Below are 26680 nucleotides of genomic sequence, written 5' to 3' on the forward strand. Positions count from 1 at the left end.
AAGCTGTGGGCCCTGGAGCAGGGTATCCGGCATGCCAATGCCCACGGCGACGCCGTCGATTACTTCCTGCTGACCGATGCCGATATCGGCCACACCCCGGACAATCTCGGCAAGCTGATCGCGCGCGCCGAGCACGACGGCCGCGTCATGGTCTCATTGATGGCCGAGCTCTCCTGCGCGAGCTGGGCCGAGCGGTTCCTCATTCCGGCTTTCGTCTACTTCTTCCAGATGCTCTATCCGTTCGCCTGGGTTGCACGGCGGGACCGCAGGACGGCCGCCGCCGCCGGTGGATGCACGCTGGTGAGGCGTGACGCGCTGGCGCGCGCCGGCGGCATCGCAGCGATCAGGTCGGAGATCATCGATGACTGTGCGCTGGCCCGTCGCCTGAAGGGGCAGGGACCGATCTGGCTCGGCTTGACGCGGCGAGCCACGAGCCTGCGGCCCTACGGCGGCTTCCGGGAGATCGGGCGCATGATCGCGCGCTCCGCCTACGCCCAGCTCGGTTATTCGCCGCTCGCTCTCGCCGGCACCATTGCCGGAATGACCCTGGTCTATCTGGTGCCGCCGCTGCTTGCGCTTTTCCACGATGACCCGGCGCGCTGGCTGGGGCTGGGCGCTTGGCTGGTGATGGCGCTCACCTTCCAGCCGATGCTGCGATTCTATCGTCAGTCGCCGCTCTGGGGCCTGGCGCTCCCCGCCATCGGTGCCGCCTATGCCTTCTTCACGGTGCAGTCGGCGATCGACTGTTGGCGCGGCCGCGGCGGCTTGTGGAAGGGGCGTGCCCAGGCGATGACAGGCAAGGCATGACGGGTGACGTGTGATGGGCGCCGCCGACTTCACCTCCGGCAAGGGGCACCGGGACGAGAATTTTCCGGTGGCCTCGCGCCTCGTGCGCGCCGAATTGCGCCCGGCAATCCTCGCCTTCTATCGCTTCGCGCGCGCCGCCGACGATGTCGCCGACCACCCGACGGCCAATGCCGAGCAGAAGCTCGCCCAGCTCGACCGCCTGGAGGCGGGATTGCACGGCGAAGCCGGCTTCAGTGTTGAAGGTGAAGATCTGCGATCGGTCTTGCAGGAGAGGGGTCTCACTGATCGGCACGCGCACGACCTCCTCGAAGCCTTCCGGCGTGACGTCACCAAGCGGCGCTACGCCGACTGGTCCGAGCTCATGGACTATTGCCGCTTCTCCGCTGCACCGGTCGGCCGCTTCGTGCTCGATCTGCACGGCGAGTCGGATGCCCTGTGGCCGCTCAACGATGCGCTGTGCTCGGCGCTGCAGGTGATCAACCATCTGCAGGATTGTGCCAAGGATTACCGCAGCCTCGACCGTGTCTACGTTCCCGTCGATCGCCTGGCTGCCGAAGGACTCGACGTCGACTGCCTTTCCCGGAGCAAGGGATCGCCCCAACTGCGTCGTGTGATCGCTGGCCTGGCGCGGCAGGCTGGTGCTTTGCTCGACCGTTCGCGACCCTTCGCAGAGCGCATCGTCGATCGCCGGCTGGCTCTGGAGGTCGGTGTCATTCAGGCCCTGGCGGAGAGTCTCGTGCGTCGCCTGGAGCGGCGCGATCCCCTGTCGGAGCGCGTGCACCATAATGCTCTCGAGGCCGCTTGCCTCGCCCTGCGCGGCGGCCTTGTCGTGGCGATGCGGCGGTTGGTGCGGATCGTCGGGGCCCGGCAGCCTGGCTTGCACGGAAGTCGGGGATGACCAGCACGACGCAATCCGACGTCGCGGTCGCGGACATCCGGAACAGAGTATCCGGCAGTTCGTTCTACACCGCCATGCGCCTCATGCCGAAGGCCGAGCGCGAGGCGATGTTCGCAATCTACATGTTCTGCCGCCTGGTCGACGATATTGCCGACGACGGTACGCGGCCGCGCCCGGACCGCGCCGCGGCGCTTGCGGAATGGCGCAAGGACCTCGATGCCCTCTATGCCGGCCGGCCTGCAGGCGAGGCGGCCTTTCTTCAGGGGCCGATGCGGGCCTTCGGCCTGGCACAGGCCGATTTCCTGGCTGTGATCGACGGCATGGAAATGGACGTCGCTGCCGACATCCGCGCGCCCGATCTCGCAACGCTCGATCTGTATTGCGACCGCGTCGCCGTCGCCGTCGGCCGCCTGTCGACTCGCGTCTTCGGCATGGAGGAGGCGCCCGGCAATCAACTGGCGCACCATCTCGGGCGCGCGCTTCAGCTGACCAATATCCTGCGCGACCTCGACGAGGATGCCGGGATGGGCCGCCTCTATCTGCCGCGCGAGCTCCTGATGCAGGCGGGAGTCGAGACGACCGAGCCGCATGCCGTCATCGGTGATGCGCGTGTCGATCAGGCCTGCCGGAAATTGGCCGCACGGTCGCTCGATTACTTCGTTGCGGCCGATCGTCTGATGAAGTCGCGGCCGCGCGGTCGCCTGCTGGCACCACGGCTCATGGCGGCCGTCTATGGCGCCCTGCTCCGGCAGATGCTGGTTGAAGGCTGGGCGCCGCCGCGCCGCCGCGCGCGCATCGGCAAGCCTCATCTGCTCTATCTCGTCGTTCGCTGCAGCGTGTTCGGATGACCGTTCATGTCATCGGCGCCGGGCTGGCCGGCTTGTCCGCGGCGATCGCCGTGGCGGGCCGCGGCGAGTCCGTCATCGTCTCCGAAGCCGCCAGGCATGCCGGCGGCCGCTGCCGCTCCTATCACGACGGCCTCCTCGACATGACGATCGACAACGGCAACCATCTCGTCCTGTCCGGCAACAAGGCAGTCGATCGCTACCTGCGCGACATCGGCGCCGAAGGCCGGGTGTCCGGCCCTGACCGGCCGGAATTCAACTTCCTCGACCTCAAGCGCGGCGTTCGCTGGACCCTGCGGCCCGACGACGGCGTCGTGCCGTGGTGGATTCTCCATGCCGACCGTCGCGTGCCCGGCACGCGTCTTCGCGATTACCTGGCCTTGCTCGCCTTGATGCGGCGCCATCCCGGGCGCCGCCTCGACGAGGTCGTTCGCGGCGATACGGTCCTGTGGCAGAAATTCCTGCGGCCAGTGCTGCTGTCCGCCCTGAACACGGCGCCCGAAGGCGCCTCGGCCGACCTGGCCGGCGCCATCGTCCGCGAGACCTTCGCCAGGGGCGGGCGCCACATGCGCCCTCTTATCAGCTCGCCCAATCTCGCCGCCGCCTTCGTCGACCCGGCCCTGGAGCGGCTGCGCCGCAACGGCGTGGACATCCGGCTCGGCCGTTCGCTGCGCGCCGTCAGGTTCGCCGACGGCAGGGCGGTGGCCCTGGCGTTCGACGGCGAGGAGGAGAGCCTGCAGCCCGACGATCGAGTGATCGTCGCCGTGCCGCCCTGGGCTGCCGAGAAGCTGTTGCCGGGCGTGAGCGCGCCGCAAACATTCTGCGCCATCCTGAATGCGCACTTTCAGATCGTTCCACCGCCACAAGCGTGCTCCATGATCGGCCTGATCGGCGGCACGGCAGAATGGGTCTTTGCCTTTGATGACCGAGTATCGGTCACTGTCAGCGCCGCCGATCATCTGATGGATACCGGGAACGATGCCCTGGCCGCGCTGTTGTGGCGCGACGTCGCTGCGGTCCACGACCTCACGGGACCGATGCCGCCTTGCCGCATCGTGAAGGAGAAGCGCGCCACCTTTGCCGCGACTCCGACCGAAAATGCGCGCCGGCCGACGGCACGGACCGAGTGGGTCAATGTGTTCCTGGCCGGCGACTGGACCGATACCGGCCTGCCGGCGACGATCGAGGGCGCGCTGCGGTCGGGCAACCGGGCGGCCACGCTTGCGATCGAGGCTGCCTGACCGATGTCGAGCGCGCCAGCCACGACCGACCGGAACGATCTCGACCAGATCGAGGGCGACATCTCGCGCGCGGTGCAGGCGCTGATCCGCCGGCAGCGCCACGACGGCCACTGGGTCTTCGAGCTCGAGGCCGACGCCACGATCCCGTCGGAGTACGTTCTGCTGCGCCAGTATCTCGGCGAGCCGGACGCGCCCGAGCTGGAGCGCAAGATCGGCGTCTATCTCCGACGCATCCAGGGTGAGCATGGCGGCTGGCCACTGTTCCACGGCGGCGCCTTCGACATCAGCGCGTCGGTGAAGGCCTATTTCTGCCTGAAGATGATCGGCGACAGCCCGGGAGCGCCGCACATGGCCAGGGCGCGCAGCGCAATCCTGGCGCACGGCGGCGCCGAGCGGGCCAATGTGTTCACGCGCATCCTGCTGGCCCAGTTCGGCCAACTCTCGTGGGCGCACGTACCGACCATGCCCGTCGAGATCATCCTGCTGCCGCGCTGGTTCCCGATCCACCTGTCGCGCATGTCCTATTGGGCGCGCACCGTCATCGTTCCACTGCTCGTGCTGGCGGCGTTGCGCAAACACGCGCGCAATCCGCGCGGCGTCGACATCCAGGAGCTGTTCGCGACAACCGGCCGGTCCGAACCCAGGCTGGCCGCCCATGTGCATCGCGGCTGGGCGCTGTTCTTCAACGGGCTCGACTGCGTGCTGAAAGCAGTCGAGCCGCTATGGCCGAAGAAGATGCGCCAGCGCGCCGTCGAGCGCTGTGTGCGCTTCGTCACCGAGCGGCTGAACGGCGAGGACGGGCTTGGCGCAATCTATCCCGCCATGGCGAACTCGGTGATGATGTTCGATGCGCTGGGCTATGCGTCGGATCATCCGAGCTACGCCACGGCGCGCCGCTCGATCGAGAAGCTGCTGGTGGTGCACGACGGCGAGGCGTACTGCCAGCCCTGCGTGTCCCCGGTCTGGGACACTGCGCTCGCCGCCCAGGCCATGCTGGAGGTCCAGCAGGACGAGGCGGAGGCCGCCGCGCTGCGCGGACTCGACTGGCTGAGGCCCTTGCAGGAGCTCGAGGCGCGCGGCGACTGGAGCGAGCGGCGGCCGCAGGTGAGGCCCGGTGGCTGGGCCTTCCAGTATCGCAACGCGCACTATCCGGATCTCGACGACACCGCCGTCGTCGTCATGGCGATGGACCGCGCGCGACGCCAACTGGGCGACATGGGGGCAGGTGAGACGGGGGCAGGCGCCTTAGGCGTTAGAATTACAAAGCAACCTCACCCTGAGGAGCGGCCCGGAGGGCTGCATCTCGAAGGGTCGGCAACAGAACAGGGGCTGCGACAGCGCTTTTCCAACGATGTCGTGTGTAGCCCATCCGTCGAGACGGCCGCTGCGCGGCCTCCTCAGGATGAGGATTTTCTTGGCCTGCGACCATCAACGCCCATGGCGGCAGGCCCCGGGCCGGGATACGATCAGGCGATCGCGCGCGGCGTCGAATGGATCGCGGGCCTGCAAAGCGGCAATGGCGGCTGGGCCGCCTTCGATGCCGACAATGTCGATCACTATCTCAACAACATCCCGTTTGCCGATCACGGCGCGCTGCTCGATCCGCCGACCGCCGATGTCAGCGCCCGCTGTATCAGCATGCTGGCCCAGCTGGGCGAGACGACGGAGAATCCCGTTGTCCGGGCCGGCCTCGACTACCTCGAGCGCGAGCAGATGCCGGACGGCAGCTGGTTCGGCCGCTGGGGCGTCAACTACATCTACGGCACGTGGTCGGCGCTGTGCGCGCTGGGCGCCATCGGTTTGGACGGGACCACGCCGAGCGTGCGCAAGGCCGCGGATTGGCTGATCGCCATCCAGAATGGCGATGGCGGCTGGGGCGAGGATTGCACGAGCTATAAGCTCGACTACCGCGGATATGAACCCGCTCCCTCGACGGCCTCGCAGACCGCCTGGGCGCTGCTGGGGCTGATGGCGGCAGGGGAGGTGGACCATCCGGCCGTCGCGCGCGGCATCACCTGGTTGAGGCAACACCAGGACACGGCAGGGCTGTGGCGGCAGGACGCCTACACCGGCGGCGGTTTTCCCCGTGTCTTCTATCTGCGCTACCACGGCTACCCGGCGTATTTTCCTCTGTGGGCTCTTGCGCGCTATCGCAACCTGCGCCGCGCCAACAGCCGGCGCGTGGCCTACGGCATGTGATGATCCTCGCGGTCACCGGGCTGCAGCGCGAACGGCGGATCCTCGTCGGGCCGGGTGTCGTGGTGGTTGCCGGTGGCGGCGATCAGGCTCGGCTGGAAGGCGACGTCGAGCGCCTGGCCTCAGGCACGCGCGGCATCATCAGCATCGGCATCGCGGGAGCGCTGGCACCCGGATTGCGGCCCGGCAGGTGGGTGGTCGCGACCGCCGTGGGGGATGACGGGATCAAGCTGCCGACCGATCCCGACTGGAGCGGGCGTCTCGTCTCCCGCCTGCCGGAGGCGGTTCGAGGAATGGTGCTCGGCGTCGACAGCGTGGCGGCGACGGCCGTGCAGAAGGACGAGCTGCGTCGCTCCAGCGGTGCGATCGCCGTCGACATGGAATCGCATGTCGCGGCCCGGGTTGCCCGCCGCCGCGGCGTGCCGTTCGCTGCTGCGCGCGTCATTTCCGACGCGGCCCATCGCACGCTGCCGCCGGCTGCACGCGTCGGCATGCGGGCGGATGGCGGCGTCGACCTGCCGGCTGTCCTGCGCTCCCTGATGGCGGCGCCGGGACAGCTTCCGGCGCTGATCCGTACCGGCCTGGAGGCCGAGACGGCCTTTCGCGCCTTACTCCGCGGCCACCGACTGCTGGGCCCCGGACTTGCGGGTCCCGGACTTGGCGGCCCGGATGTCGGCGAGCTTTCGTCCGACATGGTCTGAGAAGAGGAACTCCGCCGGCCGCTGGCCGTCGAGCGGGATGTCCTTCGCCATCGCACCTTCGGTGCGTACGCCGCGCAGCGCCACACCGAAGGCCTTCAGCGGACGCCGGACCATGTCCTTCACGGCCGAGGCCTCGAAACCGCAATGGACCATGCAGTCGGCGCACTTCTCGTACTTGCCGACGCCGTACTTGTCCCATTCGGTGGTGTCCATGAGCTCGCGGAACGTCTTGGCGTAGCCTTCGCCCAGCAGGTAGCAGGGCTTCTGCCAGCCGAACACGGTGCGCGTCGGGTTGCCCCACGGCGTGCACTGGTAGCTCTCATTGCCGGCGAGAAAGTTGAGGAAGTTGATCGACTGGCTGAACGGCCAGGCGCGGCCCCCATTGCCGCGCGCCAGGATGCCGCGAAACAGCTCCTTGGTCTTGTTGCGGTTCAGGAAGTGCTTCTGGTCCGGCGCGCGTTCGTAGGCGTAGCCGGGCGACACGGTGATGCCGTCCAGCCCGAGCGCCTTCATGTCGTCGAGGAACGCCGCGACCTCGGCAGGGTCGGCATCGTTGAACAGCGTGCAGTTGATGCTGACGCGGAAGCCCTTCGATTTGGCCAGCCTGATGGCCTCGACCGCCTTGTCGTACGTGCCCTGCTGGCACACCGACTTGTCGTGCATGGCGCGATTGCCGTCGAGGTGGATCGACCAGGTGAACGACGGATGCGGCTGGTAATCGTCGATCTTCTTGGCCAGCAGCAGCGCATTGGTGCACAGGATCACGAACTTCCGGCGCGCCAGGAAGCCCTTCATGATCTTCGGCATCTCGCGATGAAGCAGCGGCTCGCCGCCGGCGATCGAGACCACGGGGGCGCCGCATTCGTCGATCGCCGCCATGCAGTCGTCGTACGACAGGCGCTGGTCGAGGATCTCGGCGGGATAGTCGATCTTGCCGCAGCCGGCGCAAGCCAGGTTGCAGCGGAACAGCGGCTCGAGCATCAGCACCAGCGGGTAGCGCTCGCGGCCAGTGAGATGCTGGCGGAGCAGATAGGCGCCGATTCGGGCGGCCTGGTGGAGAGGGATTCCCAAAATACGTTCCTCTAGCTGCCGGCCGGCATGGCAGTGGTCTTGCGCGCCGTCCGCCCCCGGATCTCGCCCGACCTGAGCTCGGAGGGCAGGCGGAACTCGATGTTTTCCTGGACACCGTCCATCGTCTCGACGTCGATCGCGCCGAGGCGGCGCAGAGCTTCGATGACGTCCAGGACGAGCTCCTCGGGCGCCGAGGCGCCAGCGGTGAGCGCCACGGTCCGCACGCCGCGGAGCCACGTCGCATCGAGCTCGCTGCCGTCCGAGATCAGGTAGCTCGGCAGTCCCTGCTCGATCCCGATCTCGCGCAGCCGGTTCGAGTTCGAGCTGTTGCGGCTGCCCACGACCAGCAGGAGGTCTGCCTGCGCGCAGAGGTCGCGCACCGCCGACTGGCGATGCTGCGTGGCATAGCAGATGTCGGAAACATCCGGCCCTTCCAGGTCGCGGAAGCGCGCCTCGAGGGCGGCGATGACGCCGCGCGTGTCATCGACGCTGAGCGTCGTCTGGGTGACGTAGGCGACGGGGGCGTCGTCCGGCAGGGCGAGCCGCGCGACGTCCTCGACCGTGGAGACCAGATGAATGGCCGCACCGACCTGGCCCATGGTTCCTTCCACCTCGGGATGGCCGGCATGGCCGATCAGGATCAGCGCCCGGCCGCGCGCCACGTAGCGCTTGCCCTGGAGATGGACCTTCGACACCAGCGGGCATGTCGCATCCAGCACGGGCAGGCCGCGCGCCTTGGCCTGGTCGATGATCGACTGCGCAACGCCATGAGCGCTGAAGATCGTGACGGCGCCGTCCGGGATTTCGTCCAGCTTCTCGACGAATACCGCACCCATCCGCTCGAGGCGCTCGACAACATGGCGGTTGTGTACGATCTCGTGCCTCACGTAGACCGGTGCGCCAAACTTCTCGAGCGACCGCTCGACGATTTCGATCGCGCGCACCACGCCGGCACAGAAACCCCGAGGTTGAGCCAAGATAACCCGCATTCCCGATCCACTCCTACCAGATCCAACCCTCGATGACGCAACGACGCGGATGATGTCGGCATTCGCGGGCGGCCTTGCCAGGGGGCCAACACAAGCTGTGTCTGGCAAACCAGGCGCTCGGGTCGAAACACCCAGCGCCAGCAGGGACAATCGCAGACACCGTTAATTGTCGGATACGGCGGTCGTGGTCGCAAGCATCTCCGTTGCATGGAAGGATCGTGCGTCAGCGCGGGCATGCACATCGACGGAGGCGCAGAATTGCGCTGCTGCCATGTCCGCGGCGCGTGACGGTGGCAAGATGTCGCGCATTTGCCGCGTCACAGGTGCTCAGAAGGAACGAACCAGGCGCTTCATCTCCTCGAATAGCAAGCGATGCCCTTCAGCCGAGAAGTGCACATCGCCGGCGATGAAGTACTTCCTCACAACGACGTCCGGCGGTTCGCGAAAGAAGGGGGCAAAGCCATCGACGAAGCTTACGCCGCGCTTCGCCGCCCACTGCCGCCAGTGGGTGACCTGGATTCCGTTGCGATCGCCCGCCCTGACATTGTCGGGCCAGGGATAGACGACCAGGGTGAGGTGGCATTGCCACTCCCGGCAGAGCTCAACGATCTTGTCCATGTTCTTGTCCGCCAGCTTCAGGCCGCGGTGACCCCATTCGTTCATGATCTTGGGGTCGAGGCTCCAGCGGCCGCGCCAGCTTTCATCGGGCGCGGCCGAGCCGAACGGCGTGTCGAGCCAGAGATTGTAGAACAGCCTGAAAGTCGCGAAGTTACCGAGCAGAAACTGGCCAGTGTCGAACCAGTGGTGCGACGGTGCCACCCCGATCGTGCCGTCTTCGTTGGCGCGATAGACGAGAGCTTCGTCGGTGATGTCGGAGAGATCGAGGAAGACGTAGATTTCCGTGGGCTTGATGCCCAGTTTCTCGGCAGCCGCCCTGATCTTGCGATAGTAGATGACCGGGCTGAAGGACATGACGCCGAGGTCCCATGCCGCCTTGTCTTCCTTGATCGCCTGGCATGCCATCAGGCCGACGAAAGTTTCCTCGTAAGGGACGCCCAGACCTTCGGTGAACGAATCACCGACGGCGAAGATGGCGGGTTTGCCCTTCTCGGCCTCGCCCGGGGCACAGGTACCCGTGCGGAAACCATACCGGTCGGTTCGAAAGGGATAGAGGATCTTGCCCCATGGCCGCATGGAGTTCTGGTTCGGCGCGAGGTCGTGATGCCAGGGAGCATGGACATAAGCCTGGGTATAGGCCGTCGCGGCGTCCGCCCAGCTGCGCTTCCAGTCGGAAAACACCGAGGCCAGCAGGATGTAATCCAGTGCCAGGGTAATGGCGAGGATCGCACAGGCCTGGCCGAGAACGCTGAACAGGCCTTTCAGCCTGGATTTGGCTTTAGCCGCCAAGGTTGCTTGGTGCCGCCTGGTCGAGCGGTGCGACACGTTTGTCGGAAGTCATTGAGGACCTCGTTTGCAGTCGGTTGAGCAGGTCAACGACGAAAGCAGCCTGGTGACCTCTCGCGTCAACTTAAGGTGTGCACGATGCGACGGAAAGCCCGTCACGCGCCTGGCTCATGAGATCGCCCCGTGCATTCGGCGTGCATACCTGGGAACTGCCATGCTCACGTCAAAGTCGGTATTCTTCAATTGCCGGTGAGGCGGGGGCACTTGGATGTCGACGACGCAGCGAACTGCGGAAAATGTGCTTGAGGGCAGTGGCGCGCGGCTTCTCGAGGAAACGGTGTTGCGCTTTGTTCCGCCGGAAGTCGCCGGGCATCCCGCGACATTGTCGGCTGTCGCAGCAGCCGACCGCGCGGCAAGGCATTGGACGAGCGCGGAGGTCGGCCCACTGACGCCGGGCTCGGCGGCCCACAAGAGCGCGATCTGCGCGATGTTCGAAGAGACGTTCAATCCTTACCGCCCCTCGGTGATTGCCTGGCCAACGCTTGGTCCGGACGCATTGCAGCGCCTGAGGTCGCTGCCCATCTGGGATATCGCGGTTCAGACCGAAGGCAGGGCACGGCTCAGCTTTGCCGCCTTCGCCGTCGCGCTCGACGACCCGGCGATGCGGTCGACGATCATGCTGAATGCATGGGAGGAGAACCGCCACAAGGAGGTCCTCTCGCATCTGGTGCGCGCCTATGGCATCGAGCTGGCCAAGGAGCCGGCATACCTGACGCCGCGCGATCGGGAGTTTGCGTTTCTCGTCACCGGCTATTCCGAGTCGATCGACAGCTTCTTCGCCTTCGGGCTTTTCGAGCTGGCCAAACGATCCGGCTTCTTCCCCCCTGAGCTTGTCGACACGTTCGAGCCCGTGATCCAGGAGGAATGCCGCCACATCCTGCTCTTCGCCAATTGGCTGGCGTGGCATCGCGCCAATCTCGGTTGGTGGCGGCGCCTCCGGTTCGAGCTGCGCGTCGCGGGTGCCTGGGTCTATATCGCGGGGCTGCGCGTCGGGCTCGCACGCAGCGTGGGCACCAACAAGACCGCCTCGCAGCAGGAAAGCAATTTCACGGTCAACGGCGCGCAGGCCGTGACGCCGGTCAAGATCGGATTCTTCGACCTGATGCAGATTTGCCTGGAGGAAAACGACCGGCGACTGGCGGGCTATGACCCGCGTCTGTGCCGGCCGACCCGGGTTCCCGCTTTAGCGCGGTTTGTGCTGGCCCTTGGCAAGCTCTGGCCGGGTAAAGGGCGCTAGCGAGATTCCCAGGAACTTTTGAAGACGTTGGGGGTTGTCCTCGACTGCATGCATCTCGCTGCATGCAAGGATCGCGGGCGCAGGCCGGTGAGTCCGCCAGGCGCGGAGTCGATTGAGGTCGAGTTCATTGCCGCGATCCTTGCAGGCGCGGCGGTGGCAAGATGTCGCGCGATTGTCGCTTCAAATGCGCAGTGAACAAGCACAAGCAAGCGCGCAATGAAGGATCGATCATGAACGTTCCGTCGGAGGCGCGCTCGCCAGCACGAGCTGATGCATGAGTGCGTGGGTCGGCCGCGTCGTCGCGACCAGTGTACGGCATCCATTCATCGCTCTGTTGTTGTCTCTCGCCATGACGGCGGTGGTGGTGATCTTTTCTGCCGGCCATTTCCGCATGACCACCGACACCGCCGAGCTGATCTCGACCGGCGATGGATGGCGCAAGCGGGAGCTCGCCATCGAGGCGGCCTTCCCGTCGCTGCAGAAACTGATGATCGTCGTTATCGACGGGGCGACGCCGGAGCTCACCGAGAATGCGGCAAGCCAGCTGTCGATGGCCCTGGCACGGGATCCCGAACGGTTCCGGAGCGTGCGGCGTCCCGATGGCGGAACATTCTTCGATCGTAACGGACTGTTGTTTCGTTCCCTGCCGGAGCTGCAGGCGACGACGGAAGGGTTGCTGCGCCAGCAATTCCTGCTTGCATCGCTGGCTGCGGATCCGTCGCTGCGCGGTGTTCTCGCCACTGTCGTAAGGGCGCTTCAAGGCGTCCAGCACGGCCAGGCCAAGCTGGGAGACTTCCAGCCGCTCATGGCGGCGCTCGCCGGCACGTTCGAGAAGGCGGCGGCAGGTCAGCCAGCGTTCTTCTCCTGGCAAGACGTGATTGGTGGCGCTGGCGGCGGAACGGACGGGGGAAGGCTGGACGGCCAGCGCCCCACGCGACGTGTCCTCCTCGTCCAGCCGGTCCTGGACTACACCGCCCTGCAGCCCGGGCAGGCGGCGAGCAGCGCGATCCGCGAGACGGCGCGTTTGCTCCGGCCCGATCCGGCGCATGGCGTGAACGTCCGTCTCACCGGGCCGGTGGCGCTTTCCGACGAGGAATTTGCCTCCCTGGCGGAAGATTGGCAGGTGGTGGCGGCGGCAATGGTCATCGCGCTGCTCGGCATCCTGTGGTGGGCGGTCCATTCGGGCCGAGTCGTGGGCGCGATCCTGCTGGTGACTTTCGTCGGTCTGCTCATGACGACCGGCCTCGGGCTCCTAGTGACAGGCAGGCTAAACCTGATCTCCGTCGCCTTCATTCCGCTGTTCGTGGGCCTCGGCATCGACTTCAGCATCCAGTTCAGCGTGCGCTTCCTGGCCGAACGGCATCTCGACCTGGGTCTCAGACAAGCCCTGACCGCGGCCGGCCGAGGCGTCGGCTTGCCGCTGGCCCTGGCGGCGTCGGCCATCGGCGTCGGCTTCTTCGCCTTCCTGCCGACCGACTATGTCGGCGTGGCCGAGCTCGGCTTGATCGCCGGCCTCGGCATGGCCGTCGCTTTTGCGCTCGCCGTGACGTTGCTGCCGGCCTTGCTCGTCCTGCTGCATCCACCCGTCGGCATGATGTCGGAAGTGGGCTATGCCCGGCTGGCGCCAGTGGAAGCCTTCCTGCGCCGCCACCGCCACGCCGTACTGGGCGCCGGCCTGCTCGTGGCAATCGTCTCGGCGGCGGCGCTGCCGTTCGTGCGCTTTGATTTCAATCCGCTCCACCTCAAGAGCCTGACGGTCGAATCGATGGCGACTCTCGAGGATCTCACGTCTGATCCCGCCTGGACCCCCGATACCCTGAACGTGCTCGTACCGTCGCTCGCGGCGTCCGAGCCGATCGAGCGCCGGCTCGCGGCCCTGCCGGAAGTGTCGCGCATCGTGACCTTGCAAAGGTTCGTCCCCGAGGGCCAGGCGGAGAAGCTCGCGGTCATCCGCGCCGCTGCCCAGCGCCTTGGACCTTCGCTCGGCGTGTCGCGTGTGCCGCCGCCGTCGGATGAGGACCTGAAGCAGGCTCTCGCCAAGACGGCGTCGCTGCTGCGCCAGGTGGCGGGGCTGCACCCTGTCGCGACGAAGGTTTCCGATCCGGCGTCGGACGACGCGCGTCGGCTGGCCGATGCCCTCGATCGCCTGGGTGAGGCCGCGCCCGATGTGCGGGCCGCCGCCGCCACGGCCGTCGTCTTGCCGCTCGGCATCATGCTCGAGCGGCTGCGCACGATGCTGCAGGCAGGTCCCGTGTCGATCGAGACGCTGCCGCGCGAAATTGTCAGCGACTGGATCGCGAGCGATGGTCGCGCCCGGATACAGGTGTTCCCGCGGCCCGAGCTGGATACCGACGACGGGCTGTGGCGCTTCGCCCGCGCCGTCCAGGCTGTCGCTCCCGACGCCACGGGCGTGCCGATCTCGATCCACGCGGCGGGCGACACGATCGTCGCCTCCTTCCTGCAGGCCGGGGTCTACTCGTTCGTCGCCATCACGCTGATCCTGCTGCTGGCGCTGCGCCGCGTGCGCGACGTCGTGCTGACCATGATTCCGGTGCTGCTGAGCGGACTCCTGTCCTTCGCGACCACAGCGGCCCTCGACCTGCCACTGAATTTCGCCAATATCATCGCTCTGCCTTTGCTGTTCGGGGTCGGCGTGGCTTTCAACATCTACTTCGTCATGGCATGGCGCGCCGGCGAGACCGCGCCGTTGCAGTCGAGCCTCATGCGGGCCGTGGTGTTCAGCGCCCTCACCACCGCGACGGCATTCGGCGCGCTTTGGCTTTCGAACCATCCCGGCACCGCCAGCATGGGCCGCCTGCTGATGATCTCGCTCGGCTGGGAGCTGCTGGTGACCCTGCTGTTCCGGCCTGCGCTGCTCGCCGTCCCGCCATCCGCCAAGGGCGCGGGGCGCGAGGCGAGACAATGAAGCGGTTCACGCGGCTCGTCTCGGCCTTGGCTGCTGCCGTCGCCCCCGCGATGCTGGCGGCGAGCCCGGTTGCGGCACAACTGCAGCCCCATCGGGCGGAGTATTCGTTGCGTCTCGGCACTGCCCTCAACGCAACGCGTATTGGCAGAATCGTCCAAGACATCCGGCTTGATTGCGACGGCTGGCGGGTCCGCCGCGAGCTCTCCGTCGAGATGTCGCTCACGCCCACGCTCAAGGTAGGCATCACCTCGCGCATGGAAGGCGAAGAGCAGCGCGGGGGCAATGGCTTCACGTGGCGGACCGCCCAGGTCGTGAACGGCTCCAGGCGGGAGGTGGGGGGCACGGTGCAGAGAAGCGTCAGCGGCTACCGCGTCGACCTCAAGATGGAAGACGGTCCGGAGCAGTCGATCTTGCCTCCGCTCACGCTGATGCCGGTCGCCGCGATGGACTACGTGGTCCGACGGCTGATCGCGGGCAGCGAAGCCTTTCCGGTGCTCTTGTTTGGCGCCGAGGCGGACGGCGCCGCCTTTCTGGTCGACGTCAGGAAGGCCGCTGACGGCACGCCCGAGGCATCGCCGCCCTCGCAACGCTTCGTCAAGGTGCCTGGCAGGCAATCCTGGCCATTCGTCTCGGCGATTACGCGCCCGGCCCAGCGGGACGGCAAGCCGATCCTGACATTGCGCGGCCGCCTCTTCGATTCGGGTGTCATGGACGGATTGGTCGTCGATGCCGGTGTCGTCACGGTGGCCGCATACCTGCGCAACCTGGAAATGCGCGAAGCGCCGAACTGCCCGAAATAGGCTTGGTGAGATCTGAGCAGCGCCGGCCTTCGCCCTATAGGCGTTAGATTTGGTCGAAGACCCAACAATATCCTCACCTTGAGGAGCGCCCGAAGGGCGTCTCGAAGGATGGGCCGCACAGAGTCGCTGAAATGGCGTGTCGCAGCACCCGCTCTGTTGCCGACCCTTCGAGACGCGGCCCCCAGGCCGCTCCTCAGGGTGAGGTCCTTTTGTAATTTTGGGGCTCAGCCCCATGGGCGTTTAATTTGGTCGAAAGCCCAGCAAGTCCTCGGGATGAGATTTCCTCCTGATGTAGCGCCTATAGGCCTCAGCCCGGTGCCAGGCTGAGGGCGTGGAGGACGCCACCTGCAGTGTCGCGATGGCTGACCGTCAGGCCGCCGGTGGCGCCATCGATCTTGACATGGCCAAAATGGCAGGAGCCTTCCGACGGCGCGAGGTCGAAGCGGCCGGGTGGCGGGACCTTCTGGAAAATCACCTCGGGTCCGAATGTGCGGTCAAGGATGTTGGGGCCGAAGCCGCCGGCGCACAGCGGGCCCGAGACGAATTCGTAGAACGGCGTGAAGTCGGTGAACGACGCGCGATTGGGATCGTAGCGGTGGGTTGCCGCGTAGTGCACGTCGCCGGTGAGCCAGTGCACGTTGCGGATGTCCTCGCGCTTGACGAAGGCGAGCAGGTCGGCAATCTCCAGCTCGCGGCCGAGCGGCGGGCCATCGTCGCCATTGGCCACTGCTTCCGAGCCCGATTTGCTACGCCAGTCGTCGTAGACCACGACTCCGATCGGCATGTCGGCGGCGATCATCTTCCAGGTCGCCTTCGACTCCTTCAGGGCGCCTTTCAGCCATTCGATCTGTTCATTGCCGAGGAAGGCTGTATCCGGTGCGAGGGCCGTCTGGCGGTTCGGGCCGTTCGGGCCGCGGTAGCTGCGCATGTCGACGCGGAAGACGTCGAGACGAGGTCCGAACGAGAATTTGCGATAAAGCCGCATAGGCCCGTCGAGGTCGCCCGACAGGGGCATGTACTCGCGGAACGCCCGCTCGCCGTAGGCGGCCAGAACGGCGGTGCTCTTCTGCCGATAGCGCGCGTCGCTGTCGAGACGCCGCTCCCAGTACCAGTTGTCGATCACGTCGTGATCGTCCCATTGCGCCAGGATAGGCACCTCGGCGTTGAAGCGGCGCAGATTGTCGTCGAGAAAATTGTAGCGGTGATTGCCGCGGAAATCGTCGAGCGTCTCGGCCACCCTGGATTTCGCCTCGGTAACGATGTTCTTCCAAATCCTGCCGTCGGGGAGCTTTTTTTCCGCTTGCAGCGGATTGTCGGCGTAGATCGAATCGCCGCTGTGGATGAAGAAGTCCGGCGCCAGCCGGCGCATGGCGTCGTAGATCGTCATGCCGCCCAGGTCGGGATTGATGCCCCAGCCCTGACCGACCGTGTCGGCCGACCAGACGAAGCTCACGTCGTTGTTGGCCAACGGCGGGACGCGGAACTGGCCGGAGACCGGCTCGCTCATGGTCTTGTAATCGCCGAGATCGAGGTAAGACACGCGGTAGAAGACGGTCTGGCCGGGCGCCACGCCGCGAATCTGGACGCGCGAGGTGAAATCGGTCGCTTCCAGCGCGAGGGGACCGACGATCCGCCTGGGATCGGCGAATTTCTCGGTCGTCGCATATTCCACGTACATCCGCGCCGGACGATCGGCCCGGCTCCACACGATGGCCCCGTCGGCCATGACGTCGCCGGACTGCACGCCCTGCAGCAGGCGCGGCCGCGCAGACTCCGAGGTCTGGGCGAAGATGCGGGTCGGCAAGGCGGCGGCCACCGTGCCGGCGGCCAGCAGGCGGCGTCGATTGAGCTTCGTCATGGGCTGCCAGCCTAGCGCCGAATTGTTAAACGCGGCATACCGTCGACATGGATTGGTGCGACGAGGGTATCGTGCTGTCGGCGCGGGCACATGGTGAAACTGGGCTGATTGCATCGCTGCTGACTCGGGACCATGGCCGGCACGCAGGGTTCGTTAACGGCGGCGTGTCGCGGCGCGCCCGTCCGATCTGGCAACCCGGCAACTTGGTGGCGCTCACGTGGCGGGCGCGCCTGGCCGAACAGCTCGGCAATTACACCGCCGAGCTGCGCGAGCCCCACGCGGCGCGGGCCCTGGAAGATGCGGGCGAGCTGGCCGGGCTTGCAGCGGCCTGCGCGGTGATCGACGCGGCCCTGCCGGAGCGCGAACCCCATCCGGCCATGTTCGACGGCTTCCTGGCCTTCCTGACGGCCCTGGGCCATCCGGGTTGGCCGACGATCTACGTCAGGCTCGAGCTCGGGCTGCTTCAGGAGCTGGGCTTCGGCCTGGACCTCGCGGCCTGTGCCCTGACCGGCGCTACGACCGATCTCGCCTACGTGTCGCCCAAGACCGGCCGGGCGGTCTGCCGCGCTGCGGCCGGACCCTACAAGGAGAAGCTGGTCGCCCTGCCGGGCTTTCTGTCCACCGGCGGCCTCGCATCGGGCGCGGAGGACCTGCGACAGGGCCTCGATCTGACCGCATTCTTTCTCGAGCGGCACGTCTTTTGGCCACACAACAAGCCCTTGCCTGCCGCGCGGGCGAGATTTATGGAAACGCTGCAGCGCTAGAAACAACAAGGATCGCGGCTCGAACCGCCCTCCATCCCCTCGAACCGGCACATGGCAAAACGCAACAACGTCGTCCCGCTGGCGGTGGTCAAGCCGGTGCAGTTCGGCCAGGCGCTCAGCGAGCGTTACCTGTCCTACGCGCTGTCGACGATCATGGCGCGCTCGCTGCCCGACGTGCGCGACGGCCTGAAGCCGGTCCATCGGCGGCTGCTCTACGCCATGCGCCAGTTGCGGCTCGACCCCAGCAGCGCTTTCAAGAAGAGCGCCCGAGTGGTCGGCGACGTGATCGGCCAATACCATCCGCACGGCGACCAGTCGATCTACGACGCTCTGGTGCGGCTCGCCCAGGAATTCGCCGCGCGCTACCCGCTGATCGAAGGTCAGGGCAATTTCGGCAATATCGACGGCGATAACCCCGCCGCCATGCGCTACACCGAGGCGCGGCTCACCGAGGTCGCCGAGGCCCTGCTGGCCGGCATCGACGAGAACGCCGTCGACTTTCGGCCCAACTACGACGGCTCGACCGAGGAGCCGGTCGTCCTGCCCGGCGGCTTCCCCAACCTGCTGGCCAACGGTGCCGCCGGCATCGCCGTCGGCATGGCGACATCGATCCCGCCACACAACGCCGGTGAATTGTGCGATGCGCTGCTGCATCTGATCCGCACCCCCAATGCCCGGGTGGAGACGCTCGTTGACTTGGTCAAGGGCCCGGACTTCCCGACCGGCGGCGTGCTGGTCGAGCCGCGCGAGTCGATCGTCGAGGCCTATCGCACCGGCCGCGGCGCTTTTCGGTTGCGCGCGCGCTGGTCGGTCGAGCAGCTGCCGCGCGGCCAGTACCGCATCGTCGTCACGGAGATCCCCTATCAGGTCCAGAAGGGCAAGCTGATCGAGCGCATCGCCGAGATCATCAACGCCAAGAGGCTCACGATCCTCGAGGACGTGCACGACGAATCGGCCGACGATGTGCGCATCGTGCTGGAGCCGCGCACCGGCAACGTCCCGGCGGAGCTGCTGATGGAGCAGCTGTTCAGGCTGACCGACCTCGAGATCCGCTTCCCGCTCAACCTCAACGTCCTCGACAAGGACAACACGCCGCGGGTCATGAACCTGCGCGAGGCGCTGCAGGCCTTCCTCGATCATCGCCGCGAGGTGCTGGTCCGGCGGTCGACGCACCGTCTGGCGGAGATCGATCGCCGCCTCGAGATCCTGGACGGCTATCTGATCGCCTATCTCAACCTCGACAAGCTGATCAAGATCCTGCGCGAGCAGGACGAGCCCAAGCCGCACATGATCGCGGCGTTCAAGCTCACCGATCTGCAGGCCGAGGCGATCCTCAACATGCGCCTGCGCGCCCTGCGCCGGCTCGAGGAGTTCGAGATCAAGGGCGAGCACAAGAAGCTCACCGCGGAACGCAAGGATCTGCGGGGGCTGCTCAAGGACGAGACGCTGCAGTGGCAGTCGATCGCCGCAGAGGTGCAGGAGACCAAGCGGCGGTTCGGCGGCAAGACCGAGATCGGCCGCCGGCGCACCGATCTCGCCGATGCGCCGGCCGAGGTCGAGCACGCCGTCGAGGATTTCGTCGAGCGCGAGCCGATCACCGTGGTCTGTTCCGAGAAGGGCTGGATCCGGGCCGCCAAGGGTCATCTCGACGAGCAGGCGGCGGCCGACCTCAAGTACAAGGAGGGCGACGGGCCGCGCTTCGCCGTGCATGCGCAATCGACCGACAAGATCCTGGTGTTCGGCACCAACGGACGCTTCTATACGCTGAGCTGCGACAAGCTGCCGAGCGCGCGCGGCCACGGCGAGCCGATCCGGCTCATGATCGAGCTCGGCAACGAGCAGGACATCGTCCTGCTCCAGGTCCTGAAGGGGGGCCGCAAGTTCCTCGTCGCGTCCGATGCCGGCCGCGGCTTCGTGGTGCCCGAGGACGAGGTCGTGGCGCAGACCAAGAACGGCAAGCAGGTGCTCAACCTCGCCGACAAGGAGAAGGCCCAGGCTCTGTCGATCGTGCCCGACCACGCCGATTCGGTGGCGGCGCTGAGTGAAGGCCGCAAGCTGCTGATCTTCCCGCTGGAGCAGGTGCCCGAGATGGGACGTGGCCGGGGGGTGCTGCTGCAGCGCTCCAAGGCCGACCGCCTGTCCGACGTCCAGGCCTTCCTGCTGCGTGACGGGCTGCCCTGGTCGAACCGCGTCATTCCGGCCGCGGAACTCAAGTTCTGGCGCGGCGAGCGCGCCCAGGCGGGGCGCATGCCCGAAAAAGGCTGGCCGCGCGCCCGACGCTTCAAGGACTGAGCGATGGACCTGACGCTGATCTGGAAGACGGTGCTGATCGGCGTCGTCGAGGGCCTCACCGAGTTCCTGCCGGTCTCCTCGACAGGGCACATCATCCTCGCCGAGGAGGTGCTGAATTTCCAGGGACCGCCCGGCAAGGTTTTCGAGATCGTCATCCAGCTCGGCGCCATCCTCGCCATCTGCTTTCTCTACCGCGCCAAGCTCTGGACGACGGCAACCGGCGTGCTGCGGCGCGAGCCGCTCGCGCTGCGCTTTGCGACGGCGGTGGTCATTGCCTTCCTGCCCGCGGCGGTGATCGGTGTCGTGGCGCACAAGTACATCAAGTCGGTGCTGTTCAGCCCCTGGGTCGTCGCGGTGGCGCTGATCGTGGGCGGCATCGCCATCCTGGCAATCGAGCGGTTTGCCGAGCGACCGCGCATCAAGTCGGTCGACGAGGTCGATCTCAAGACGGCCCTCTATATCGGCCTCTGCCAGTGCCTCGCCATGGTGCCCGGCGTGTCGCGGGCCGGGGCCACCATCATGGGGGCCCGCGTGTTCCGCGTCGATCGGGCGACGGCGGCCGAGTTCTCGTTCTTCCTCGCCATCCCGACCATGATCGGCGCTTCGGTCTATGATCTCTACAAGAACTGGACGACGCTCGACTGGCACGGCAGCGGCGTGATTGCGCTGGGCTTCCTGGTTGCTTTCGGGTCGGCTGCCCTGGTGGTCGGGCCGTTCGTGCGTTTCATCAGCCGGCACGGCTTCGGCGTGTTCGCCTGGTACCGGATCGCGCTCGGGCTGCTGGCCCTGATTCTGCTGACGCTGCGCTGAATTACCGCTGCAGCAGGTCTGCAGGGGCGTGCTTTGCAACCCCCGGCCGCTGTGCCATAAGCTCGCCGCCGAAGCGGCTTGCGGCGCCGGATGCGCGCCGCCTGCAGATTTCCATCAGGAGGATTCAAGATGCAACGTCGCAAGTTCCTGCGTACCGCCGGGGTGGGCGGTGCAGCGGTCGCTGCCGCCGGAACGGTTGCTGCGCCCGCCATCGCCCAGTCGATGCCCGAGATCAAATGGCGCCTGGCGTCGAGCTTTCCCAAGTCGCTCGACACCATCTTCGGCGCCGGCGAAGACTTCGCCAAGCGCGTCGCCGCGCTGACCGACAACAAGTTCCAGATCCGCGTGTTCGCCGCGGGCGAGATCGTGCCCGGCCTGCAGGTCGTCGACGCGGTTCAGAACGAGACCGTCGAATGCGGCCATACCGCGTCGTACTACTATGTCGGCAAGGACCCGACCTTCGCCTTCGACACCGCGGTGCCGTTCGGGCTCAACACCCGCCAGCACAATGCCTGGGTCTACCACGGTGGCGGGCTCGAGCTGATGCGCGAGTTCTACAAGGACTACAACATGACCTCCTTCCTGATGAGCAACACCGGTGCCCAGATGGGCGGCTGGTGGCGCAAGGAGATCAAGTCGCCGGAGGACATGAAGGGCGTGAAGATGCGCATCGGCGGTTTCGCCGGCCAGGTGATGGCCAAGCTCGGCGTCGTGCCGCAGCAGCTCGCCGGCGGCGAAATCTACCCGGCGCTGGAGAAGGGCACGATCGACGCCGCCGAATGGGTCGGCCCGTACGACGACCAGAAGCTCGGCTTCAACAAGGTCGCGCAGTACTACTACTATCCCGGCTGGTGGGAGGGCAGCGCCGCACTGTCGCTGTTCGTCGGCCTCAAGGCCTGGGATGCGCTTCCGGCCATCTACAAGGAAGCGGTCGCCAGCGCCGCGGCTGAAACCAACGTCAAGTCGGTCGGCAAGTACGACGTGCAGAATCCCAAGGCGCTGCGTGAGCTGGTCGCCGCCGGCACCAAGTTCCTGCCGTTCCCGCAGTCGGTGATGGAAGCCTGTTTCAACGCTGCCAACGAGCTCTATGCCGAGACCGTCGCCAAGAACCCGAAGTTCAAGAAGGTCTTCGATTCGTGGAAGCCGTTCCGCAACGAAGAGGTGTTGTGGTTCCGGGTCGTCGAGAACACGTTCGACAACTTCATGGCCCGCCAGTCGGCGGCCAACAAGCTCTGACACCAACCGGCGGATGCCCGGTCAAAGCCCCGCTTCGGCGGGGCTTTTTTTGTGTCCGGACGCGTGCGTCATGCCACCGGCCGTCCGGACCCGCGCTTTGAGCCCCGCTCCTGTGAGGTTTCTCCTTTTGCCAATCAGTGTTTCGCGTGGCAGATTGGTTTCGCGAAGTGGAAAACCACTCGTGCAGAACAAAGAAATGTCCTGGGAGGACACAAATGCAACGTCGCAAATTCATGCGCTCCGCCGCTGTCGGCGGGGGTGCTGTCGTCGCGTCTGGTACGCTTGCCGCCCCTGCAATCGCTCAATCGATGCCTGAGCTGAAGTGGCGGTTGGCTTCGAGCTTTCCCAAGTCCCTCGACACGCTGTACGGCGCCGGTGAGAACATCACCAAGTTCATCAGCGAGATGACGGACAACAAGTTCCAGGTTCGAATCTTTGCCGCCGGTGAGATCGTTCCCGGGCTGCAGGTGCTCGACGCGGTGCAGAATGGCACGGTCGAGATGGGCCACTCGGCCGGCACCTACTACATCGGCAAGGATCCAACGCTGGCCTTCGACACGACCCTTCCGTTCGGCATGAACGCCCGCCAGCAGGAAGCGTGGATGAACTGGGGCGGCGGGCGCGAGGCCCTGGCCGAGGTCTACAAGGAATACAACACCATCTCGATCCCCGCCGGCAACACCGGCGCGCAGATGGGTGGATGGTTCCGCAAGGAGATCAAGACTCCCGAAGACATGAAGGGATTGAAGTTCCGCATCGCCGGCATTGCCGGCCAGGTCTGCGCGAAGCTCGGGTCGGTGCCGCAGCAGATCGCCGGCGGCGACATCTATCCGGCGCTCGAGAAGGGCACCATCGACGCCGCCGAATGGGTCGGTCCCTACGACGACCAGAAGCTCGGCTTCAACAAGATCGCGCCGTACTACTACTATCCTGGTTGGTGGGAAGGCGGTCCGCAAACCTCATGCTACGTCAACATGACGAAATGGACCGAGCTGCCCAAGTACTACCGGGCGGTGATCGAAGCGGCGTGTGCCCGGGCGCAGGCCCTGATGCTCTCGAAGTACGACGCGGAGAATCCCAAGGCCCTGCGCGAGCTGATGGCGGCTGGCACCAAGCTGATGCCGTTCCCGCAGTCGGTGCTCGAAGCGGCGTTCAACGCGTCCAATGAGCTCTACGCTGAAATCTCCGCCAAGAACCCGAAGTTCAAGAAGGTTTACGAGAGCTGGAAGCCCTTCCGCAACGAGGAGATTCTGTGGTTCCGCGTTGCCGAGTTCACCTTCGACAGCTTCATGGCGCGCCAGTCGGCGGCCAACAAGCTGGGTTAGCGCCGATTCCCGATGCGACGGAGTCGGTTGCGGTTCCGTCGCATCGGATTGCTTGAGGCGACAAAGCAAGAGAAACGATGGAAGGCAACAATCATGAGACGTCGGAAGTTCGTGGCATCTGCCGCGGTCGGCGATGCAGCCAGCGTGTCGCCACGCCGGCCATCGCCCAATCGGCTCCGGAGCTCAAATGGCGATTGACGCCGAGCTGCTCCACATCCCAGGGAGGGACCAAATGCAACGTCGTAGATTCCTGAAGACCGCTGGCGTGGGCGCTGCAGCGACCACCGTCGCGGCACCGGCCCTTGCGCAAGGCATGCCCGAGTTGAAATGGCGCCTGACCTCGAGCTTCCCGAAGTCGCTCGACACGCTGTGGGGAGGCGCTGAACTCTTCTGCGGCCGCATCTCCGAGATCACCGACGGCAAGTTCAAGATCACGCCGTTCGCCTCGGGCGAGATCGTTCCGGGCTTCCAGGTGTTCGATGCCGTTCAAAATGGGACGGTCGAGATCGGCCAGACAGCGGCCTATTATTATATCGGCAAGGACATCACCTTCACCTTCGATACCGCCATGCCGTTCGGCCTGAACAGCCGCCAGCACGTCGCCTGGTGGATGCACGGCGGGGGCCGTCAGATCATGAACGAATTCTACAAGGACTACGGCGTCGTTGGTCACATGATGGGCGGGACGGGCGCGCAGATGGGCGGCTGGTACCGCAAGGAGATCAAGACGGTCGACGACCTGAAGGGCCTGAAGTTCCGGGTTGGCGGCTTTGCCGGGCAGATTCTCGGCAAGCTCGGCGTGGTGGCCCAGCAGATCCCGGGCGGCGAGATCTATCCTGCCCTTGAGAAGGGAACGATTGATGCCGCCGAATGGGTCGGGCCCGTATGACGACGAGAAGCTCGGCTTCGCCAAGGTGGCGCCATACTACTACTACCCCGGCTGGTGGGAAGGCACCGGAATGGGGACGGCGTACATCAACCAGAAGGCGTGGGACGCGCTGCCGTCCATGTATCAGAAGGCGATCGAGGTCGCCGCCAACGAAGTGACCCTGTGGATGCTCGCCAAGTACGACAATGGCAACCCGGTGGCGCTGCGGCGCTTGGTGGCGGGCGGCGTCAAGCTGCTGCCATTCCCGACCCCGGTGCTCGAGGCCTGCTTCAATGCCGCCAACGAGCTGTGCAATGAGATCCAGGCCAAGAACCCCAAGTTCAAGAAGGTCTGGGATATGTGGAAGCCGTATCGCTCCGAGCAGGTCCTGTGGTCGCGCATCGCAGAAGGTGGCTTCGACGGCTTCATGGCCCGCATGTACGGAGCAGGCAAGGTCTGACCTTCTCGCGGCAATAGGGCAGGCGAGCATTTGCACTCGCCTGCCGATGAAATTGTTGCATCTCCGGCGGAACGAGGCCGTTGCGGTCAACGGTCTTGTTTTTGCCGTCAAGGTGCCTTTTCAAACCCTACTGTGCATGCCAGTGTTGCACCGCAAGCGGGACCATGGGGTGTCCCGTAGGGAGGATTAGTAGAAATGCAGCGTAGAAAGTTTATCCGCACCGCTGGCGTTGGCGCCGCGGGCGTGGCCGCCGCAACCACGGTCGCCGCGCCGGCCATCGCCCAGAGCATGCCGGAAGTGAAATGGCGTTTGACGTCGAGCTTCCCCAAGTCGCTCGATACCCTGTATGGCGGTTCCGAGTTGTTCGCCAAGATGATCGGCGAGATGTCCGACAACAAGTTCCAGATCAGGGTATTTGCTGCCGGTGAAATCGTTCCCGGCCTGCAGGTCGCCGATGCGGTGCAGAACGGCACCGTCGAAGCCGGCCAGACCGCGGCCTATTACTATTTCGGCAAGCATCCGAACTTCGTGTTCGAGACCGGCCTGCCGTTTTCCATGAATCAGCGCCAATATTACGCGTGGCTCTATTTCGGCGGCGGCCATCAGCTGATCAACGAGTTCTACAAGGATTACAATTTCCGCTCTTTCGTCTTCGGCGGCACGGGCTGCCAGATGGGCGGCTGGTTCCGCAAGGAAATCAAGTCGATGGACGACATGAAGGGCCTGAAGTTCCGCGTCGGCGGCTTCGCGGGCCTGATCCTGGAGCGTCTTGGCGTGGTGCCACAGCAGATCGCCGGCGGCGACATCTACCCCGCGCTCGAGAAGGGGACGATCGACGCTTGCGAATGGGTCGGCCCGTACGACGACGAGAAGCTGGGCTTCAACAAGGTCGCCAAGTACTACTACTATCCGGGCTGGTGGGAAGGCGCGTCGGTCGGCTCGCTCTATATCAACAACAAGGCATTCGACGAGTTGCCCAAGCAATACAAGGCGATGGTCGAGACCGCGGCAGGTCTCGTCACCTCCTGGATGGTGCCGAAATACGATGCCGGCAACCCGGCAGCGCTGCGCCGCCTGGTGGCCGCAGGCACGGAACTGCGTCCGTTCCCGCGTTCGGTGCTCGAGCCGTGCTTCAACGAAGCCTACAAGTACTATGACGAGCTCTCGGCCAAGGATCCGAAGTTCAAGAAAATCTACGACAACATGAAGGCCTTCCGCGCCGACCAGAACCTGTGGTTCCGTGTCGCCGAGAACACCTTCGACAACTTCAATTTCTCGATGTCGGCCCAGGGTCGCTAGAGAACGACAAGCCTTTGCGAGAAAGCCCCGCCGGTCCCCCGGCGGGGCTTTTTCATTTTCTCCTCCCCCGATTACGGGGGAGGCGAGCAAAGCGATCAGTTCTTCGGCGGCGCGCCGAAGATCGGCGGTGGGGCATCGTCGCTCGGCGGCGCCTGGATGTCGATCTTGACCTTGCTCGGGTCGACACCGCTCGGCTTGTCGAGGAAGTAGGTCACCGACTGCGGCAGGGCGATCACGACCGCCACCATGATGAGCTGCAGCAGCACCCACGGGATGGACCCCCAGTAGATGTCGGAGCTCTTCACCGACTTGGGAGCGACGCTGCGAAGATAGAACAGCGCGAATCCGAAGGGGGGATGCATGAACGAGGTCTGGACGTTCACGCAGAGCATGACGCCGAACCAGATCAGGGCGGCGTCGGCGCCGACCACCGGCGTCAGCAGCTTCTGAGCCACCGGTGCCAGCATCGGCACGATGATGAAGGCGATCTCGAAGAAGTCGAGGAAGAAGGCCAGGAAGAAGACGAACAGGTTGACGACGATCAGGAAGCCCCAGACGCCGCCCGGCAGGCTCGACATCAGATGCTCGACCCA

General features: G+C 65.7%; 20 protein-coding genes and 1 pseudogene. 16 read left to right on the forward strand and 5 right to left on the reverse strand.

What is annotated here, in order from left to right:
• The 6 genes from ACILR9_RS36830 to ACILR9_RS36855 form a co-directional block, all read left to right on the forward strand.
• A partial coding sequence (locus tag ACILR9_RS36830; protein ID WP_395714975.1) for a glycosyltransferase occupies positions 1–807 on the forward strand: 807 nt, incomplete at its 5' end.
• A gap of 13 nt (positions 808–820) precedes the next feature.
• The gene (hpnC, locus tag ACILR9_RS36835) at positions 821–1705 is read left to right on the forward strand and encodes a squalene synthase HpnC (RefSeq protein ID WP_395714976.1); all 885 of its coding nucleotides are present in this window, start codon (positions 821–823) and stop codon (positions 1703–1705) included.
• Positions 1702–2553 carry a presqualene diphosphate synthase HpnD gene (hpnD, locus tag ACILR9_RS36840; RefSeq protein ID WP_395714977.1) on the forward strand — a complete coding sequence of 284 codons (852 nt, stop codon included), beginning with the start codon at positions 1702–1704 and terminating at the stop codon, positions 2551–2553. Before hpnC ends, hpnD begins: the two co-directional genes overlap by 4 nt.
• Positions 2550–3791, forward strand: coding sequence for a hydroxysqualene dehydroxylase HpnE (gene hpnE, locus ACILR9_RS36845; protein WP_395714978.1), 1242 nt, complete (start codon positions 2550–2552; stop codon positions 3789–3791). The genes hpnD and hpnE overlap by 4 nt, the downstream gene beginning before the upstream one ends.
• 3 nt (positions 3792–3794) lie before the next feature.
• On the forward strand, positions 3795–5990 hold the full coding sequence (locus ACILR9_RS36850; RefSeq protein WP_395714979.1) for a prenyltransferase/squalene oxidase repeat-containing protein: 2196 nt from the start codon (positions 3795–3797) through the stop codon (positions 5988–5990).
• On the forward strand, positions 5990–6688 hold the full coding sequence (locus tag ACILR9_RS36855; RefSeq protein ID WP_395714980.1) for a phosphorylase: 699 nt from the start codon (positions 5990–5992) through the stop codon (positions 6686–6688). Before ACILR9_RS36850 ends, ACILR9_RS36855 begins: the two co-directional genes overlap by 1 nt.
• On the opposite strand, the gene hpnH is transcribed toward ACILR9_RS36855, so the two are convergent.
• The 3 genes from hpnH to ACILR9_RS36870 form a co-directional block, all read right to left on the reverse strand.
• The gene (hpnH, locus tag ACILR9_RS36860; RefSeq protein WP_395714981.1) at positions 6596–7759 is read right to left on the reverse strand and encodes an adenosyl-hopene transferase HpnH; all 1164 of its coding nucleotides are present in this window, start codon (positions 7757–7759) and stop codon (positions 6596–6598) included. The two genes, ACILR9_RS36855 and hpnH, sit on opposite strands and share 93 nt — an antisense overlap.
• 11 nt (positions 7760–7770) lie before the next feature.
• Complete coding sequence (gene ispH / locus ACILR9_RS36865) at positions 7771–8748, reverse strand: 4-hydroxy-3-methylbut-2-enyl diphosphate reductase (protein ID WP_395714982.1); 978 nt, start codon at positions 8746–8748, stop codon at positions 7771–7773.
• Between the two features lie 327 nt (positions 8749–9075).
• The gene (locus ACILR9_RS36870; protein ID WP_395714983.1) at positions 9076–10155 is read right to left on the reverse strand and encodes a hypothetical protein; all 1080 of its coding nucleotides are present in this window, start codon (positions 10153–10155) and stop codon (positions 9076–9078) included.
• 265 nt (positions 10156–10420) lie between these two features.
• On the opposite strand from ACILR9_RS36870, the gene ACILR9_RS36875 reads away from it, so the two are divergent.
• From ACILR9_RS36875 to ACILR9_RS36885, 3 genes are all read left to right on the forward strand, one after another.
• Entirely contained in the window at positions 10421–11449 is a 1029-nt protein-coding gene (locus tag ACILR9_RS36875; protein ID WP_395714984.1) for a hypothetical protein, read from the forward strand.
• 274 nt (positions 11450–11723) lie between these two features.
• Positions 11724–14375: an MMPL family transporter gene (locus ACILR9_RS36880; RefSeq protein WP_395714985.1), complete on the forward strand. Its 2652-nt coding sequence runs from the start codon at positions 11724–11726 to the stop codon at positions 14373–14375.
• Positions 14372–15175: an EipB family protein gene (locus tag ACILR9_RS36885; RefSeq protein ID WP_395714986.1), complete on the forward strand. Its 804-nt coding sequence runs from the start codon at positions 14372–14374 to the stop codon at positions 15173–15175. The genes ACILR9_RS36880 and ACILR9_RS36885 overlap by 4 nt, the downstream gene beginning before the upstream one ends.
• 307 nt (positions 15176–15482) lie before the next feature.
• Here ACILR9_RS36885 and ACILR9_RS36890 read toward each other — a convergent pair whose 3' ends face one another.
• Positions 15483–17033 carry an alkaline phosphatase D family protein gene (locus ACILR9_RS36890; protein ID WP_395714987.1) on the reverse strand — a complete coding sequence of 517 codons (1551 nt, stop codon included), beginning with the start codon at positions 17031–17033 and terminating at the stop codon, positions 15483–15485.
• Positions 17034–17080: 47 nt separating this feature from the next.
• Here ACILR9_RS36890 and recO point away from each other — a divergent pair, with 47 nt between their 5' ends.
• From recO to ACILR9_RS36925, 7 genes and pseudogenes are all read left to right on the forward strand, one after another.
• Positions 17081–17797 carry a DNA repair protein RecO gene (recO, locus tag ACILR9_RS36895; RefSeq protein ID WP_395714988.1) on the forward strand — a complete coding sequence of 239 codons (717 nt, stop codon included), beginning with the start codon at positions 17081–17083 and terminating at the stop codon, positions 17795–17797.
• Between the two features lie 51 nt (positions 17798–17848).
• A complete protein-coding gene (gene parC, locus ACILR9_RS36900; protein ID WP_395714989.1) occupies positions 17849–20089 on the forward strand; it encodes a DNA topoisomerase IV subunit A in 2241 nt (746 codons plus the stop codon).
• Between the two features lie 3 nt (positions 20090–20092).
• Positions 20093–20899 (forward strand): undecaprenyl-diphosphate phosphatase, encoded by an 807-nt coding sequence (locus ACILR9_RS36905; RefSeq protein ID WP_395714990.1) that lies wholly within the window; start codon positions 20093–20095, stop codon positions 20897–20899.
• Between the two features lie 129 nt (positions 20900–21028).
• Positions 21029–22135 carry a TRAP transporter substrate-binding protein gene (locus tag ACILR9_RS36910; protein WP_395714991.1) on the forward strand — a complete coding sequence of 369 codons (1107 nt, stop codon included), beginning with the start codon at positions 21029–21031 and terminating at the stop codon, positions 22133–22135.
• 215 nt (positions 22136–22350) lie between these two features.
• A complete protein-coding gene (locus ACILR9_RS36915) occupies positions 22351–23460 on the forward strand; it encodes a TRAP transporter substrate-binding protein (protein ID WP_395714992.1) in 1110 nt (369 codons plus the stop codon).
• 232 nt (positions 23461–23692) lie between these two features.
• A pseudogene (locus tag ACILR9_RS36920) lies at positions 23693–24788 on the forward strand (TRAP transporter substrate-binding protein).
• Between the two features lie 195 nt (positions 24789–24983).
• The gene (locus ACILR9_RS36925) at positions 24984–26087 is read left to right on the forward strand and encodes a TRAP transporter substrate-binding protein (protein WP_395714993.1); all 1104 of its coding nucleotides are present in this window, start codon (positions 24984–24986) and stop codon (positions 26085–26087) included.
• A 95-nt stretch (positions 26088–26182) separates the two neighbouring features.
• Here the strand turns inward: ACILR9_RS36925 and ACILR9_RS36930 are convergent.
• Positions 26183–26680 (reverse strand): TRAP transporter large permease subunit (locus ACILR9_RS36930; RefSeq protein ID WP_395714994.1); only part of this gene is annotated, 498 nt, incomplete at its 5' end.

The organism is Reyranella sp. (assembly GCF_044224635.1).
GTDB lineage: Bacteria > Pseudomonadota > Alphaproteobacteria > Reyranellales > Reyranellaceae > Reyranella.

What these genes read in the sequence shown, in the direction of transcription:
- hpnC (WP_395714976.1), top strand. Translation starts at nt 821, where the DNA reads ATGGGCGCCGCCGACTTCACCTCCGGCAAGGGGCACCGGGACGAGAAT.
- hpnD (WP_395714977.1), top strand. Translation starts at nt 1,702, where the DNA reads ATGACCAGCACGACGCAATCCGACGTCGCGGTCGCGGACATCCGGAAC.
- hpnE (WP_395714978.1), top strand. Translation starts at nt 2,550, where the DNA reads ATGACCGTTCATGTCATCGGCGCCGGGCTGGCCGGCTTGTCCGCGGCG.
- ACILR9_RS36850 (WP_395714979.1), top strand. Translation starts at nt 3,795, where the DNA reads ATGTCGAGCGCGCCAGCCACGACCGACCGGAACGATCTCGACCAGATC.
- ACILR9_RS36855 (WP_395714980.1), top strand. Translation starts at nt 5,990, where the DNA reads ATGATCCTCGCGGTCACCGGGCTGCAGCGCGAACGGCGGATCCTCGTC.
- ispH (WP_395714982.1), bottom strand. Translation starts at nt 8,748, where the DNA reads ATGCGGGTTATCTTGGCTCAACCTCGGGGTTTCTGTGCCGGCGTGGTG.
- ACILR9_RS36875 (WP_395714984.1), top strand. Translation starts at nt 10,421, where the DNA reads ATGTCGACGACGCAGCGAACTGCGGAAAATGTGCTTGAGGGCAGTGGC.
- ACILR9_RS36880 (WP_395714985.1), top strand. Translation starts at nt 11,724, where the DNA reads ATGAGTGCGTGGGTCGGCCGCGTCGTCGCGACCAGTGTACGGCATCCA.
- ACILR9_RS36885 (WP_395714986.1), top strand. Translation starts at nt 14,372, where the DNA reads ATGAAGCGGTTCACGCGGCTCGTCTCGGCCTTGGCTGCTGCCGTCGCC.
- ACILR9_RS36890 (WP_395714987.1), bottom strand. Translation starts at nt 17,033, where the DNA reads ATGACGAAGCTCAATCGACGCCGCCTGCTGGCCGCCGGCACGGTGGCC.
- recO (WP_395714988.1), top strand. Translation starts at nt 17,081, where the DNA reads ATGGATTGGTGCGACGAGGGTATCGTGCTGTCGGCGCGGGCACATGGT.
- parC (WP_395714989.1), top strand. Translation starts at nt 17,849, where the DNA reads ATGGCAAAACGCAACAACGTCGTCCCGCTGGCGGTGGTCAAGCCGGTG.
- ACILR9_RS36905 (WP_395714990.1), top strand. Translation starts at nt 20,093, where the DNA reads ATGGACCTGACGCTGATCTGGAAGACGGTGCTGATCGGCGTCGTCGAG.
- ACILR9_RS36910 (WP_395714991.1), top strand. Translation starts at nt 21,029, where the DNA reads ATGCAACGTCGCAAGTTCCTGCGTACCGCCGGGGTGGGCGGTGCAGCG.
- ACILR9_RS36915 (WP_395714992.1), top strand. Translation starts at nt 22,351, where the DNA reads ATGCAACGTCGCAAATTCATGCGCTCCGCCGCTGTCGGCGGGGGTGCT.
- ACILR9_RS36925 (WP_395714993.1), top strand. Translation starts at nt 24,984, where the DNA reads ATGCAGCGTAGAAAGTTTATCCGCACCGCTGGCGTTGGCGCCGCGGGC.